Origin of the sequence: Myxococcus sp. AM011 (assembly GCF_013372595.1) — a bacterium.
GTDB lineage: Bacteria > Myxococcota > Myxococcia > Myxococcales > Myxococcaceae > Myxococcus > Myxococcus eversor.
On record NZ_JABXEM010000270.1, the window covers coordinates 1 to 14,897 of the forward strand.

The window sequence follows — 14,897 nt, forward strand, 5'->3', positions numbered from 1 at the left end:
GACGGGGCCTGGGGTCAGGACGGGAGGCGGACGCTCCGGGTCGGAGGCGCTTCCACGGAGCGAGACGGCGCGGCCGGGCTCGGTGGGTGGCGTGGGGCGAACCAGTGGAGGGAGGCGATCGGTGTCCGAGGTCCCTCGCGGGCGTTCGGGCTCGACGACTCCCGAGGGGCGTGGCGTGCGGCGCTCGGGATCCGTGGCTCGTGGCGGAAGCTCGGGGACGGCCGTGCGGCCCGACGGACGCTCGGGGTCGGTGGTCGTACCCGTGTGAGCCGAAGCGCGCTCCGCGTCGACCACGGAAGAGGTCCGGCCCGAGGGCCGCTCGGGTTCGGGGACCGGTGTACCGCGAGCTGACGGACGCTCCGAGTCGGCAGAGGAGCCCGAGCGGGTCGAGGGCCGCTCAGGCTCGGGGACCGGTGTACCGCGCGCCGACGGACGCTCCGAGTCGGTAGAGGAACTCGTGCGACCCGTTGAACGCTCAGCGTCGGAGACCGAGTGCGTACGTCCCGATGGGCGATCCGCGCCGCGTTCCGAGTCGAGGGACTGAGTCCCCTTCGTCGGCGTGGTGAGGGACGACATCCGACGGGACGGTGTCTCCACTCTCGACGAGGTGCTGCGGCTGGCGAGCACAGAGCGCGCTGGGATGATCGGCGTCGGCGCGGGCGCTTCGTCATCGTGCCTCGCCGCGATGGGGCTGCGGACGATGGGCGTAGGCGAAGGCGGCTCGTCCCGCTGAAGCGGCGCGGGTGCCCGGACGATGGGCGTTGGCGAAGGATGCTCGTCGAACGGAAGCGGCGCAGGCGCCCGAACGATAGGGGTAGGCGAGGGCGGCTCTTCTCGAGGAATCGGCGCGGGCGCCCGAACGATGGGCGTAGGTGAAGGAGGTTCTTCGCGAGGAAGGGGCGCGGGCGCCCGAACGATGGGCGTAGGCGAGGGCGGCTCTTCGCGAGGAAGGGGCGCGGGCGCCCGAACGATGGGCGTAGGCGAAGGCGGCTCGTCCCGCTGAAGCGGCGCGGGCGCCCGAACGATGGGCGTAGGCGAAGGCGGCTCGTCGAGCGGAAGTGGTGCGGGCGTCCGTACAACTGGCGTGGGCGAAGGCGCCTCGTCGATGCCCAGCGCGGCCGGTGCGCGGACGACCGGCGTGGGTGAGGGCGATTCCCCCGTGCGCTCACTCTCCTCCACGGGTGAGCCCGCCTCAGAGCGCGCGCGGGATTCATCAGAGGACTTCGAGGACTGCGGCTCCACCGGCGTCGGGCCAGGGGGCGCATCCTCCAGCAGCGGTGTCGCGGACTTGCTGGACACCTCGTCCTTCTCGTCCTGCGCGCGCTCCTCGCGTGCCTCCACCGGATCCGCGGAAGACTTCTCGTCGGCTCCCACCACCTCGGGCGACACCGCGCGAGTGGGCGTGACAGGCGTCGGATCCGCCGTCATCGCCGGGGTGGCGAGGGGTGTCGGCTCGGAATGCGAGGGCGCCGCCACTCCATTCGACGCCGAGGACTCCGTGCTCGACGTCGTCGCGGCGGGCGGGGCCGCTCGCTCGCGCAGGGGCAGGCCCATCACGACGGGCGGCTCAATGGGACGTGCGTCCGGCTCCGTCTTGACGAGCCGCGTATCGAACCCGTCCTCCAGAACCATCCCCATCACCACGGGCGGGTCGTCGCTGGGGGCGTCGTCCGACGACGGCGCCGTGTTCTCCGCGACGGGCTCCCGCTTCTCCGGCTGGGGAATCTTCACCCGACCGCTGTCCGGAGGCAGCAGCGTCGCGAGCCGGCTGGTCGGCGTCCCCGTCACCATCGTCGCCGCCGGGAGATCGTCCTCGCTCGTGCTTGTCACCGGACCCGTGCGCTTCTCCAGCAGCGAGTCGTAGAGGTCCAGCAACTGACCTCGGATGACGCCGGCGTCGAGCGCGGCCTCGGCATGCTCACGGGCCCGATTGCCCAGCTCGACGCGGCGCGGAATGTCGCGCGCCAGCTCGATGATGCGGTCGGCCATGGCCCGGCTGTCCCCGGCCGGGAAGAAGAGGGCGGCGTCCTCCGGAATCAGCTCCCGGCAGACAGGCAGGTCGGCGGCGATGACCGGGCGGCCCGCGGCGAAGTACTCGGACACCTTCGCCAGGGGTCCTCCCTGGAGCCGGTTGCGCTCCACGTCGTCGAGCGCGAGCACGCCCAAGTCCGCCAGCGCGAGCACCTTGGCCACGTCGTCATGGTGCACGGGCGGCTGGAACTCCACCCGGTCCTTGAGCCCCAGCTCCTTCACGAGCTCGTCCAGATGGGGCTGCCAGTCCGGGTGCTGCGCTCCCACCAGGGTGAGGCGCACCTCGACCTGCTTCGCCGCAAGCGCGACCGCGCGCAGCAGCGTCGGCAGGCCCTGCCAGCCCACGTGGCTGCCCAGGTACATCAACCGCAGGGGCTCGCCATCCGGCGCCCCCAGCGCGTCGGGGACGTAGGGCGCCAGGTCCACCGGCGCGCGGACGACCCGGATGAGCTCCTCGCTCGCGCCGAGCGACTGGATGTACGAGCGCGTCGTCTGGGAGCCGGTGACGATGAGGTCCGCGTTCATCAGGCAGAACAGCTCCTGCCTGCGGACCTTCGACAGGAAGCGCCGGTCGCCCTCCGTCTGCGGATGCGTGTAGCGCAGCTCCTGCGAGGGGAACGTCTGCGCCTCATAGATGAGGCGGTAGCCGTAGTCCCCCTTCAGCTCGCACAGGGCATAGCCGCCGAAGGGGTCCGTGAAGTGGCAGAGCGCGTAGTCCTCGCTCTCGAGCTGACGGCGCACGGCCCGCTCGAACGCCTGGATTCGCGAGGCAAGGTCTCCCGAGCCTACTGGGACGCGCAGCAGTCGAGCACCCTGGTACTTCTCGATATGGGAGTGGTCGGGCGTCTTCGCCGACAGCACCACCACGGAGAAGCGATCCGGTAACGCCTTGAGGTACTCGGTCAAACGACGTGACGAGCCGGAAGGGCCGGGGATGACGTCGAAGCTGCACAGGAGCAGTCTGGGCAGGTCGCTCAAAGCGGGAGCAGAATACCGAGGTGCATCCTGGGTGTCATCGGGTGAGGTGGTGGGAAGGGGGTCGGGCGACGAACACAAGCAATGCTGGCACGTTGACCCACCACGGCCGGCGACCTAAAGGCGACCTTGCCCATGGACGACCTCAAGAGCGTCACCGTCGGCTCCCTGAGAGAGCTGGCCCGGAAGCACCTGGGGAGCGGATACAGCAAGCTCAATAAGGAGGAGTTGATTGCCGCCCTGGCCGGGTTCGTGCCCTCGCTCGCCAGGCTCGCCCGGTTGGTCGGCATCGAGCTTCCTCGCAAGGGCCCCGCCGCGAAAAAGTCCTCTTCCGGGCCCGCCCGGCCCGTGACGCCCTCCGCCAGGTCCAAGCAGGTGACCCGGAGCGCGCCCAAGGCCGCTCCCTCGGTGAAAATCCTCGCGAGGGCTTCCAAGGCCAAGGCCGAAGCCACGGTGAAGGGGAAGGCGGCGGCGGCAAAGGCGAAGGGCGCGGCGAAGGCTGGGGCGACACCAGCCCGGGCGAAGGCACAGGGCCCGGTGAAAGTTCCGGCCACGCCATCCAGGGAGAAGGCCCCGGCGAAGGTCGCGGCGGCGGCATCCAAGGAGAAGGCCCCGCGCGATTCTCCATCGAAGGTCGTGGCGGCGGCGGCCAAGGCGCTGGGCAAGCTCCCCGCGAAGGTCGCGGCGGCGGCGTCCAGGGCCTTGGGCAAGCTCCCTGGGAAGGTCGCGGCGCCCCCCATCGCCCCCCTCGTCGAGGCGAGAACGTCCTTGGCCCCACTCGCCACGGACACGCCGCGTGCAAAGACTCCACGAAAGGCGGCCACCGAGATGTCGGAGCAGGGACGTGTCACCGCACCCAAGCGCGTGGCGGCCAAGCGCGCCTCAGAGAAGTCCGACAGCTCACCTTCCGCACGCCCGGCCCACATCGTGAACTTCCCTCCCAAGCCTCGTGGTTCGCGCGACACCGTGACGTCGACCGAGCCCGAAGCCGTGCTCGGTTCCAACCCTGACGCGGCGCGGCCCTTCAGCCCGTCCGCCTCCAGCACCGAGGCTCCACCAGACGAGCCCGTGGAACAGCACCCCGCCGAGCCGCTCGTCGAGGGCTTCTTCGTCGCGCGCGTCCGAGGCGAGGCCGAGGCCCGTCGCCATCACCTCCAGCAGCCACCCGCGCCCACGCCGGAAGCGTCCCTCCTCGCCGCGCCGGAGCCCGAAGCGCAGGAGCCGCTTTCCCGCGAGTACCACGACGACACCGCGCTGCTGCTCCCGCGCGACCCGCATACCCTCTTCGCCCTCTGGGATTTCAGCCCCGCGACGAGGTCGCGCGCGATGCAGGGACTGGAGGAGCCTCGGTCCGTCCTGCGTGTCTTCGATGGGGAGTCCCTCGTGCGCGAGGTGGACTGCTCACTGGAGTCACGCAGTTACTACATCCATGGACTTCCACCGGGGCGCCCGTACCGCGTCGAAGCCCATTTCGTCGGCCGCGATGGCAAGGCGCATCGCATCGGCCCCTCCAGCAATCGCGTGGCGCTCCCTCCCTCGGGCGTATCGACGGACACGTCCGTGCGCTTCCTGCGTCGGCCCGTCCCGGTGGAGCCCGAGGCCCCCGTCGCCGTAGCCCCAGTCCCCACGCTGGCGCCGGAGAATCACGAGCGCGAGTACATCACGTGGCACCGGGTCAACCTGCCCGGGAGCGCGGGAGTGAAGGACATCCCCGTGGTCCACCGCGAAGGTGTCGGTCCCGGTGCTCCTCCCTCACCCGAGGGCCCCGGCTCCCAGGCGGGCTCCGGCACCTATCTGCAAGGCATCGAGCGCGCGCCGGGTGCCTCGGACCAGCGCTATCTCGCCTCGCATCGCTACCTGGATGCACAGGAGCGCGCGCCCGGCGCCTCGGACATGCGGTACGGCGAAGGCACGGTGCGCCCCGCGTCGTCGCCGCGTGCGTTCGAATACCTCGAACTCGGGCAGGTGCGTGCACCGGGCTCCTCCGAACAGCGCTATTCGGAAGGCGCGGCACAGGCCTCGCAAAAGGACGCCCGTCCTCCGTACCAGTACCTGGACATCGCTCGCGCGCCGGGCGCCTCGGACATGCGCTACGCCGAGCCTCCTCCCAGGTCCGCCGGACCCATGGACGCAGGTGGCCTCGAGGCACCTCTTCGCCCCACGGGCACCACGGGCTCCACGGAGCTGCACTACTTCGAGGCCCCCGCGCGTGCGCCCGGTGCCTCTGACATGCGCTACTTCGAGTCGCCGCCCCGCGCTCCCGGAGCCTCGGACCGGCGCTACTCGGACCTGGTGGGAGGCTCGAGTCCAGAGCCGGTGACGATGGGGACAGGCAGCTCGGACCAGGACTCGAACCGGAAGCCGCCCTCGGGCGGGGGCCGCTCGTGAACCCGCAAGGACACCTCCACCAACCATGAGCCTGGGCTCCCTCTCACTCGTCCTTCACGCGCATCTCCCGTTCGTCCGACACCCCGAGCACGAGGACTTCCTCGAGGAAGACTGGCTCTACGAGGCCATCTCCGAGACGTACCTCCCGCTGCTCCTCGCCTTCGACTCCCTGGCGGAGGATGGCGTCCCGTTCCGACTGGCGATGACGCTGTCGCCCACGCTCGTCACCATGCTGCGCGACGAGCTTTTGATGACGCGCTACGCACGGAAGCTGGACCAGCTCTGCGAACTGGGCGCGCGCGAGGTCCACCGCACCCGGACCGACGCGACCTTCGGGGCCCTGGCGCGCTTCTATCGGGACCACTTCGAGACGCTGCGCCGCGCCTTCCACGACCGCTACCGCGGAGACCTCGTCGCCGCGTTCCGGCGCCTCCAGGACGCGGGATATCTGGACATCCTCACGTGCAACGCGACGCACGGGTTCCTGCCGCTCATGCAGCAGGTGCCCGAGGCCGTGCGCGCCCAGGTGATGGTGGCCTCCAACCACTACCGTCAGCACTTCGGAAGAGACCCGGCCGGCATCTGGCTGGCCGAGTGTGGCTACTACCCGGGCCTGGAGCGCATCCTCGCCGCCGAGCGCATCCGCTACTTCTTCGTGGACACGCATGGCCTGACGGACGCCACGCCGCGTCCGCTGCACGGCCCCTACGCGCCCATCTTCACCGAGGCCGGTGTCGCCGCCTTCGCGCGGGACCCCGAGAGCAGCCAGCAGGTCTGGAGCTCCGAGTACGGCTATCCCGGCGACCCGGACTACCGCGAGTTCTATCGGGACATCGGCTGGGACCTGGACCTCGACTACATCCGTCCCTTCATCCAGCCGACGGGCGACCGGAAGAACACCGGCTTCAAGTACTACCGCATCACCGGGAAGACGGACGACAAGCGCCCCTATGACCCCGCGCTGGCGCGAGAGCGCGCCGCCGTGCATGCCGGCAACTTCCTCTTCAACCGGCAGCGGCAGATAGAGCACCTGGCCTCGCGCCTCGGCGGTCGCAAGCCCGTGGTCGTCTCGCCCTACGACGCGGAGCTGTTCGGCCACTGGTGGTTCGAGGGGCCGTGGTTCCTGGAGGCCTTCATCCGCAAGGCGGCGCGCGAGCAGTCCACCTTCGACCTGGTGACGCCGTTGGATGACCTGCGAGAGAACCCAGAGAACCAGGTGGCCACGCCGCCGATGTCCTCGTGGGGCGCGGGGGGCTATGCCCACATGTGGCTGGATGGCACCAACGACTGGGTCTACCGCCATCTGACCCACTGCGCGCGGAAGATGGTGGAGCTCGCGCGTGACTTTCCGGACGCTCCGGCGCTCCAGCGTCGTGCGCTCAACCAGGCCGCGCGGGAGCTGTTGCTCGCGCAGAGCTCCGACTGGGCCTTCATCCTGAAGACGGGCACCATGGTGGAGTACGCGAAGCGGCGCACCCAGGAGCACGTCCAGCACTTCCTCCGGCTGCATGACGAGCTGAGGGCGGGCACCATCGACGAGGGCTGGCTTGCTCAGTTGGAAGGGCGCGACAATCTCTTCCCGGAGCTCGACTACCGCCTCTATCGACTGGGATGAACTCAGGGGCTCGCGGGTGTCGGGCCCCGATTGTTTCGGTGGATGACCGTCGGCCGTTTCGCTTGCCGGACCGCATTTCGGCTTTAGCTTGGGGAGCATATGACCCGTTCTTCCGTCGCGTTCCGGAGCGCCCTGGCCACCGCGCTGCTCCTCGCCGTCCCGTCGGCTTCGTGGGCGCAGACCGCGGCGCCCGCTCCCGCGCAAGGCCGGCCCGGCAACCTCCAGCCGGCCACGCGCGAGGCGCAGGCGCTTCCGTCGCTGGCGCCGCTGGTGGACTCGGTGAAGTCGGCCGTCGTCAACGTGGACGTGCAGGCGCGCGGCGGTGGAGGCGCGAGGGGCATGGAGGACAACCCGCTCTTCGACCGGTTCTTCGGTGGAGGCGCGGGGGGCAGGGGAGGCAAGGAGCAGCTCCGTCAGGGCGCGGGCTCCGGCTTCATCATCGAGCCGACGGGCATCGTCCTCACCAACAACCACGTGGTGGAGGACGCCGTCTCCATCACCGTGCGACTGGATGACGGGCGCTCGTTCTCCGCTTCGGTGGTGGGAAGAGATCCGCTCACCGACGTCGCGGTGGTGAAGATCAAGGACAAGGTGGAGGGCCTGCCCACGGTGAAGCTGGGCGACTCCGACGGACTGCGCGTGGGGGACTGGGTCGTCGCCATCGGCAATCCCTTCGGACTCGCGTCCAGCGTGAGCCTGGGCATCGTCTCCGCTCGCGCGCGCGACATCGGCGCGGGGCCGTACGACGAGTTCCTCCAGACGGACGCGGCCATCAACCCGGGCAACTCCGGCGGTCCGCTGTTCAACATGCGAGGCGAGGTCGTCGGCATCAACACGGCCATCGTCGGCGGTGGCACGGGCATCGGCTTCGCGGTGCCCAGCAACCTGGTGAAGGCGCTGGTGCCGGCGCTGGAGAAGGAAGGCTCCGTCACGCGCGCGTGGCTGGGCGTGGGCATCCAGGACCTGACGCGGGACCTGGCGAGCGCACTCAAGCTGCCGGTGACGGAGGGGGCCATCCTCACGCAAGTCAATCCGGACTCTCCGGCGGCGAAGGCGGGCCTGAAGTCGGACGACGTCGTCACCGCCATCGACGGGCAGACGGTGACGTCCAGTGGCCAGCTCACGCGCACCGTGGCGCTCAAGCGTCCGGGCAGCACCTCCACGCTGACGTTGTTCCGCGAGGGCAAGAAGCAGGACGTGAAGGTGATGCTCGGCACCCGGCCCGACCTGGAGGGCGTCACCGCGCGCAAGCCGCAGGGGGAGGACTCGCAGGAGAGCTCTCGCCGCGTGGGCGTCAGCCTCCAGAACCTGGATGCGCGCACCGCGCAGCAGGCGGGCTTCAACGAGCGCCAGGGCGCCCTCATCACCGACGTGATTCCGGGCTCTCCGGCGGACCGCGCGCAGCTCGAGCCGGGCATGGTGGTGGTGGAAGCCAACCGCAAGCCGGTGAAGAACGCGGACGACCTGGCCAAGTCGATTCGCGCCGCGCCCGAGGGCAGCACGTTGCTGTTGCGCGTGGCGACTCCCGGAGGCGGTCGCATGCTGCGCGCGCTGCGCATGCCGTAGTGGAGCGACGGACATGAGCGTCAACTACGTCGCGCTCGGAGACAGCACGGCCGTGGGCGTGGGAGCGACGCGCGGCGGCGGCTACCCCGAGCGCCTCGCCTCGCGACTGCGCAAGGACGGGCTCTCCGTGGGCCTCACCAACCTGGGCGTCAGCGGGGCGCGCATCCGCGACGTCTTCACCGGGCAGGTGAAGGCCGCGGTGGCCGCGCACCCCACGCTGGTGACGCTGGGCGTGGGCACCAACGACATCTGGCGTGGCACGGCGGTGGAGGACTTCCAGGAGGACCTGGAGCGCATCGCCCGCCGGCTGAAGCAGACGGGCGCGCCGCTGGTTCTGGTGAACATCGCGGACCTGGCCCTGGCACCCGTCGCGAAGCTGGTGCCCAGTGCCCTCTACGAAGGCCGCATCGAGCCCTTCAACGCCGCCATCGCCCAGGTGGCGCGCACGGAGGGGTTGCACCTGGTGGACCTGTACACCGCGAGCCAGGAGATGTTTCCCCGCGCGCCGCGGTTCTTCTCGGGCGACGGCTTCCACCCGTCCGCGGAAGGCTACGAGGAGTGGGCGGACCTGATGCTTCCCACGGTGCGCACGCTCGTGTCCCGCTGAGCCGTGCGCGGTTCGTCCTACGCCTTGGCCACGCCGCTCGGAGGAACGGGGCCGGTGGCCTCGGCGGGAGGCGTGTGGGGCCCGCGCTCGCGGCCGGGGTGGATTTCCATCCCCATCTCGAACGGCGTGGTGCGGTTGCGGCCCGTGCGCTTGCTGCAATAGAGGGCCGCGTCCGCGCTGTCGACGAGCCCCTCCTGCGTGTTGGCGTCCGTGGGGAAGTGGGACACGCCCACGGACACGGTGACGTGGCCGCCCGGGAGGCCCGGCTGCGAGAGGACGATGGTCTCCGCCACCGCGCGGCGCAGCTTCTCCGCCACCTCCACCGCGTCCTGCTTGGTGGCATGGGGAAGCAGGAGCACGAACTCCTCGCCGCCGTAGCGCGCGAGCGTGTCCACCTTGCGCACGCGCGAGCGGAGGATGTCGCAGACGCGGCGGAGCGTCTCGTCACCCGCCCGGTGGCCGGCCAGGTCGTTGAGGCGCTTGAAGTGGTCCACGTCCACCATGAGCAGCCCCAGCGGCGTGCCGAAGCGCTGCGCGCGCGCCAGCTCCAGCTCCATTCGCTGGAAGAGGTGACGGCGGTTGGGCACCCCCGTCAGCGGGTCCGTCATGGTGAGCTTCACCGTCTCCGCGTGCAGCCGAGCGTTCTTCACCGCCGCCGCCGCGATGTCCGCCACGGCGGTGAGCAGCTCGATTTCCCCCGCGGAGAAGCTGGCGATGAGCGGACGCTGGAAGTTCACCACGCCCATGAGCGTGCCCGCATGCACCATGGGCACCGCGAGCAGCGCGCCCGTGACGAGCGCGTCCTTCTCCAGTCCCCGGCGCGCGAAGATGCTGGTGGGGTCCCCGACGTCCGGCAGGTACACCGCCTTGTGCGTCTGCGCCGCCCGGCCACAGGCGCCTTCGCCCACCGAGAAGATGAGGCCCTCCGAGCCACGCCCCTCCGGCCACGCCTGGCGCACCTCCAGCGTGCCCTCCGCGCTGACGAGCATGATGGAGAACTCCGGAATCTGGAGCCGCTCCACCACCAGCCGCGTGACACCCTCCAGCAGCTCGTCCAGCTCCAGCGTGGAGCTGAGGGAGCGCGTCACGTCGAACAGCAGCGACAGCTCGCGCAGGCGCTCTTCCAGCTCGTCCTTGAGCGCGAGCTTCTCCTTCACCAGCTCCAAGTCCCGGTGGGTGTCGATCTCCTCCGCCTTCATGGTGGTGAGCCGCGCCAGCATCTGGTTGAAGGCCGCGCCCAGGCGCGCGATTTCATCCGTGCCGCGCACGTCCGCGCGCACCAAGAGGTCTCCCGCCTCCGCGCGCCCCATGGCCGCGCTCAGCCGGCGCAGCGGACGCGTGAGGTTGAAGTGCAAGGACAGCGCGATGACGAGCGCGAGGATGACGGCGAACACCGCCATGGACCCCAGCGCGCCACCGAACACCCGCGTTAGTTGCTGGTGCAGTGCGGGCTCCGTCATCCGCATCTGCAGGACACTGGCGCCGGGCACCTCTCCGCGCGAGTGACAGCTCCCGCACTCCGGACCGCCCAGGGGCCGCACCACCTCCGTCACCCCGTCCGCGGAGCGAGCCGTCTCAGGGCCGGGGCGGGTGAGGCGCGAGGCCTCCGGGTGCACGGTGCCAATCTCGGAGGGCGCGCGGGACCAGCGCACCCGTCCATCCGGCGTCAGCACGCGCACATCCGCCACCGAGCGGAACAACCGCGTGTCCGAGTGGAGCACCTCCGTCACCGCGCCATGCGCGTGGGAACCGGGACCCTGCGGCAACAGGAACGTCGAGGCGACGAACTCCGCGAGTGCGAGCGACTCCACCTGTGTGGCGTCCTGCACCGCCACCCGCGCCTCGCGCCAGAAGTGGCCCACGCCCAGCAACGTCACCACCAACCCAGGCAGAGCGATGCTCCAGAGGAGCTTGCGGCCTACGGTGTCGGGACCCAGGGGCATGCGCGCGTTCGCGTCACTTCGTTCGAAAGGATTCAACCCGTTTCACGAAGAGTCAGAGGAATTGTCAATGGGCTGACGCGGACTGTCAAACGTACTTGCATGGGAATTTTATCATTCCGTTGGCGCATCCAGCTGACGCACGTCGACGTCCGCATGCGTCGCGCCAGGCCTGACGGATATGAAGGACCTCCTCATGGCAACCGAGCTGCTCACGTCCTCGCTGCTCCCCGTTCCACACGGCTTCGCGACGCGCGCGGGCGGTGTGTCGGAGGGGCCCTTCGCCTCGCTCAACCTCGGCTTCTCCACGGGAGACGACCGGGAGAAGGTGGAGGAGAACCTCCGCAGGCTCGCCGTGGCGGCGGGCGCTCCGCTGGGCTTGCTGTCGCGCGTGTCCCAGGTGCACGGAGACCGGGTGCTGGAGGCTCGAGTGGAGGAGGCTCTGGTGGCGGAGGAGGGCGCCGACACGCTGCGGCCTCCCGAGGGCGAGGCGGACGCGCTATGGACCGGCGTGCCCGGGACGTGGGTGGCGGTGGGCACGGCGGACTGCGTCCCGGTGTTGCTGGTGGACCCGGACGGGCGGCGCGTGGCCGCGGTGCACTCGGGGTGGAAGGGGACGGACGCGGACATCAGCGCACGTGCCGTGGAGGCGCTGGTGGCGCGGGGGGCCCGGCCGGAGCGGCTGCTCGCCGCCGTGGGGCCGGCGATTCAGCGCTGTTGCTATGAAGTCTCCGCCGAGTTGGGACAGCGCTTCACGGCGCGCTTCGGCTCGGAAGTGGTGGTGGAGGAGGGCGGGCGCATCCGGTTGGACCTGTCACGCGCGGTGCGGCTGACGCTGCTGGGCGCGGGGCTGCGGGCGGCCCATGTGGACGTGCTACAGGTCTGTACCGCGTGTGAGCCCTCGCGGTTCTTCTCCCACCGGCGTGATGCGGGGCGGACCGGACGGCACCTCAACCTGGTGGTAAACCGGTTCTAGAAGGGGAGCGACGGCCGTTTTCTTGACGCTCTCCGACGTGCCTTCCTATCCTCGCAAGGGACTTTCATCCGTCGAGGCCCGTGCTCGAGCGCTCCGCCATCTTCCGATTGCTCGCCGCAGCGCCGCTCTGCGCGCTGTGCGCCTGTGCCACGACTTCCGCCTCCCAGGCGGAGGTCGGGGCCCTGCAGGCGGAGCTTCGCGCGCTGCGCGAGTCGCAGACCCGCCTCGTCGACCGGCTGGAGCGGCTGGAGGCCCATTCCGCCGTCGAGCGCGCACGGACCCCGGGTTCCTCCCCCGCGACGAAGCAGGCCATCCCCGCGTCCGTGCGAGTCGCCGCCCCCGCGCAGGATGAGGCGCTGACGATGACTCCGGAGTTGTCGGTGGTGAAGCTCAAGCCGCGCTTCGAGCCCGCGCCCAGACTGGCCACGCAGGTGGCCGTGGTGGAGCCCGAGTCCGAGCAGGTGGAGATGTTCATCAGCAATGTGCCGGACGGCGCGCCGGAGTCCGGGTCGGGCGGGGCCACGATGGTGACCACGCGCGAGGATGACCCGGCGGATCAGCCGGACCCCGACGTGCTGGAGGCGGACTACGAGAAGTCCGTGTCGCTCCTGCGCACCGGCAACGTGGAGGGCGGCGTGCAGCGCCTGCGCCGCTTCTCCGAGGAGAACCCCCGCCACCCGCGCGCGGACAACGCGCTGTACTTCAGCGGGCTGGGGCAGATGGGGCTCAACGAGTTCAAGGACGCCGCCAGGACGTTCGAGCGGCTGATCGCCACCTATCCCGCCGGGGATGCCATGCTGGACGGCATGCTCCGGCTCGCCGAGTGCCGGATGCGGCTCAATCAGGCCGCGGATGCCCGGGCTCTCTACACGCGCGTCGTCACCCAGTTTCCGGGGACGGCCGCCGCCACGCAGGCGGAGCAGCGGCTCGCCGCGCTCCCGCAGTGAAGTCTTCTTCGAAAGGATGTCGTGCGATGCGCTCCCGGATCCTCACCTCGCTGATGCTGAGCCTCGCCGTCGCCCCCGCCTGGAGCGCACTCGCGCAGCAGGAGGGCGGCGACCCGGACGAGACCGAGGCTGGCAGCGAGACGGAAGGCGCCGAGGTCATGGACGAGGTGGCGCCCGAGCGTCCCTCCGGCACCAACGTGACGCTGCCCCCGGGCGCCGCCAAGGGCCGTGAGAGCGCCCCCGGCGTGGTCCACACCGTCGAGTCCGGTGACACGCTGTGGGATTTGTCCCAGCGCTACCTGGGCAGCCCCTGGTACTGGCCGAAGGTCTGGTCCTACAACCCGGAGATCGCCAACCCGCATTGGATCTACCCGGGCAACCAGGTGAGCTTCTTCGGTGGGGGCGAGGAAGTGCCCCAGCGCGTGGAGACCGACGACACCGTCGACGTGGCCGCGCCCACGGACCTGTCCGGTGGGGACATGGTCACCGTGTCGGGCAAGATCGGCTACGACGTGTCCTCATCGCGGCCGGTGACGACGCAGGGCTTCGTCACCCCGCGCGAGCTGGAGGAGGCGGGCCGCATCGAGGGCTCTCCGAACGGCGCGCTGATGCTGTCCTTCCCGGACAACGTCTACGTGCGGTTCAAGCGCAACGCCACCGCCAAGGTCGGTGACCGCTACGTCGTCTTCCACACCACGCAGGCGGTGAAGCACCCGCGCTCGCACAAGCAGCTCGGCTACCTCACGGACTTCGTGGGCACGCTGCGCGTGGTGCGCGTGGACAAGGGCGTCGTCACCGCGCAGATCGTCGACACCTGGGACGGCATCGAGCGTGGCGACCTGGTGGGCCCCTACGGAGAGAAGCTCAGCGAGCGCGTCGCCCCCCGGCCCAACACGAAGGAGCTCAACGCCACCGTCGTGACGGCGCTGGTGCCCTACCTGTCGCTGCTCGGTGAGCACAACACCGTGGTGCTGGACAAGGGCAGCGCGGACGGCGTCCAGCTGGGCAACACCTTCCTCATCCTCCGCCAGGGCGACCCGTCCCGGCAGGTGCTGGGCAAGCCGGAGCTGCCGCCCCCGCCCGCGTCCGACAAGGCGCTGCCGTGGGAGAACATCGGCATGTGCATGGTCACCGAGGTGAAGGAGCGCACCAACAACTGTCTGATGATGCGCTCCACCGAGGAGATCAACACCGGCGACCGCGCGTACATGCGCGTGAACTCCGCCCCCACCGCCAGCCGGTAGCTCCGGCAGGAAAAGTGCATCCCCTCCCGTCCAGGAGGGGTTGAGTGCTTGACCGGTGGCGGTCCGGTGTTTATGTGTCGCGCCCCTCCCTGCGGACCCCATCTTCTATATAGGTGGGAATCGAGGGGGGTCGGTATGGCGGACGCTGAGACGGACAGCCTCACGGCGGAGCAGCAGGCATGCCTGGCGCTCTGGGCCGTTCCCGGCCTGGGGCCGAGGACGCTGGCCGCCTTGCGCGCATTCGCCGACGGCCGGCTCGCCCCGCTGGCCACGACTCCGGTAGGAGACTGGGTGTCCGAAGCGCCGGTTTCCCCACAGGTCCGTCGACGGCTGGCGACGCTGGAGCGGCTCCCCGTCGTCGCGGAGCAGCTGCAGGAGGCGTGTCGCGACGGAGGCATGCGGGTGGCGTTCGCCGAGCAACGGGCCTATCCGGAGCGCCTCAGGCAGGTGGAGGACGCGCCGCCCCTGCTCTTCCACCGGGGCCAGCCTGGGCCGCCGCGCAGGCGGGTGGCCATGGTGGGCAGCCGACATCCGGACCAGGGGTTCCTGCCTTTTGCCCGTGCCTTCGCCCGTCAGGTGGCCGAGGGTGGGGTGGGGGTGGTGTCGGG

The 14,897-nt window shown here is 70.4% G+C and carries 10 protein-coding genes; 8 read left to right on the forward strand and 2 right to left on the reverse strand.

The features are described from left to right. A partial coding sequence (locus HUW62_RS38370; RefSeq protein WP_176437230.1) for a glycosyltransferase family 4 protein occupies positions 1 to 3,009 on the reverse strand: 3,009 nt, incomplete at its 3' end. Between the two features lie 132 nt (positions 3,010 to 3,141). Between HUW62_RS38370 and HUW62_RS38375 the strand changes: the two genes are divergently transcribed. The 4 genes from HUW62_RS38375 (at position 3,142) to HUW62_RS38390 (ending at position 9,182) form a co-directional block, all read left to right on the forward strand. After that, a complete protein-coding gene (locus tag HUW62_RS38375; RefSeq protein WP_176437231.1) occupies positions 3,142 to 5,394 on the forward strand; it encodes a DUF4912 domain-containing protein in 2,253 nt (750 codons plus the stop codon). Positions 5,395 to 5,419: 25 nt separating this feature from the next. After that, positions 5,420 to 7,009: a glycoside hydrolase family 57 protein gene (locus HUW62_RS38380; RefSeq protein WP_163865598.1), complete on the forward strand. Its 1,590-nt coding sequence runs from the start codon at positions 5,420 to 5,422 to the stop codon at positions 7,007 to 7,009. 99 nt (positions 7,010 to 7,108) lie between these two features. After that, on the forward strand, positions 7,109 to 8,575 hold the full coding sequence (locus tag HUW62_RS38385) for a trypsin-like peptidase domain-containing protein (RefSeq protein WP_163865597.1): 1,467 nt from the start codon (positions 7,109 to 7,111) through the stop codon (positions 8,573 to 8,575). Positions 8,576 to 8,588: 13 nt separating this feature from the next. Then, positions 8,589 to 9,182 carry an SGNH/GDSL hydrolase family protein gene (locus tag HUW62_RS38390; RefSeq protein WP_176437232.1) on the forward strand — a complete coding sequence of 198 codons (594 nt, stop codon included), beginning with the start codon at positions 8,589 to 8,591 and terminating at the stop codon, positions 9,180 to 9,182. A gap of 17 nt (positions 9,183 to 9,199) precedes the next feature. Here HUW62_RS38390 and HUW62_RS38395 read toward each other — a convergent pair whose 3' ends face one another. After that, positions 9,200 to 11,125 carry a diguanylate cyclase gene (locus HUW62_RS38395; RefSeq protein WP_163865595.1) on the reverse strand — a complete coding sequence of 642 codons (1,926 nt, stop codon included), beginning with the start codon at positions 11,123 to 11,125 and terminating at the stop codon, positions 9,200 to 9,202. A gap of 193 nt (positions 11,126 to 11,318) precedes the next feature. On the opposite strand from HUW62_RS38395, the gene pgeF reads away from it, so the two are divergent. The 4 genes from pgeF to HUW62_RS38415 form a co-directional block, all read left to right on the forward strand. Beyond that, a complete protein-coding gene (gene pgeF, locus HUW62_RS38400) occupies positions 11,319 to 12,098 on the forward strand; it encodes a peptidoglycan editing factor PgeF (RefSeq protein WP_163865594.1) in 780 nt (259 codons plus the stop codon). Positions 12,099 to 12,178: 80 nt separating this feature from the next. Next, on the forward strand, positions 12,179 to 13,045 hold the full coding sequence (locus HUW62_RS38405) for a tetratricopeptide repeat protein (RefSeq protein WP_176437233.1): 867 nt from the start codon (positions 12,179 to 12,181) through the stop codon (positions 13,043 to 13,045). A gap of 26 nt (positions 13,046 to 13,071) precedes the next feature. After that, positions 13,072 to 14,289 carry a LysM peptidoglycan-binding domain-containing protein gene (locus HUW62_RS38410; RefSeq protein WP_176437234.1) on the forward strand — a complete coding sequence of 406 codons (1,218 nt, stop codon included), beginning with the start codon at positions 13,072 to 13,074 and terminating at the stop codon, positions 14,287 to 14,289. A 135-nt stretch (positions 14,290 to 14,424) separates the two neighbouring features. Next, positions 14,425 to 14,897: DNA-processing protein DprA (locus tag HUW62_RS38415; protein ID WP_176437235.1), on the forward strand; the 473-nt coding region annotated here is incomplete at its 3' end.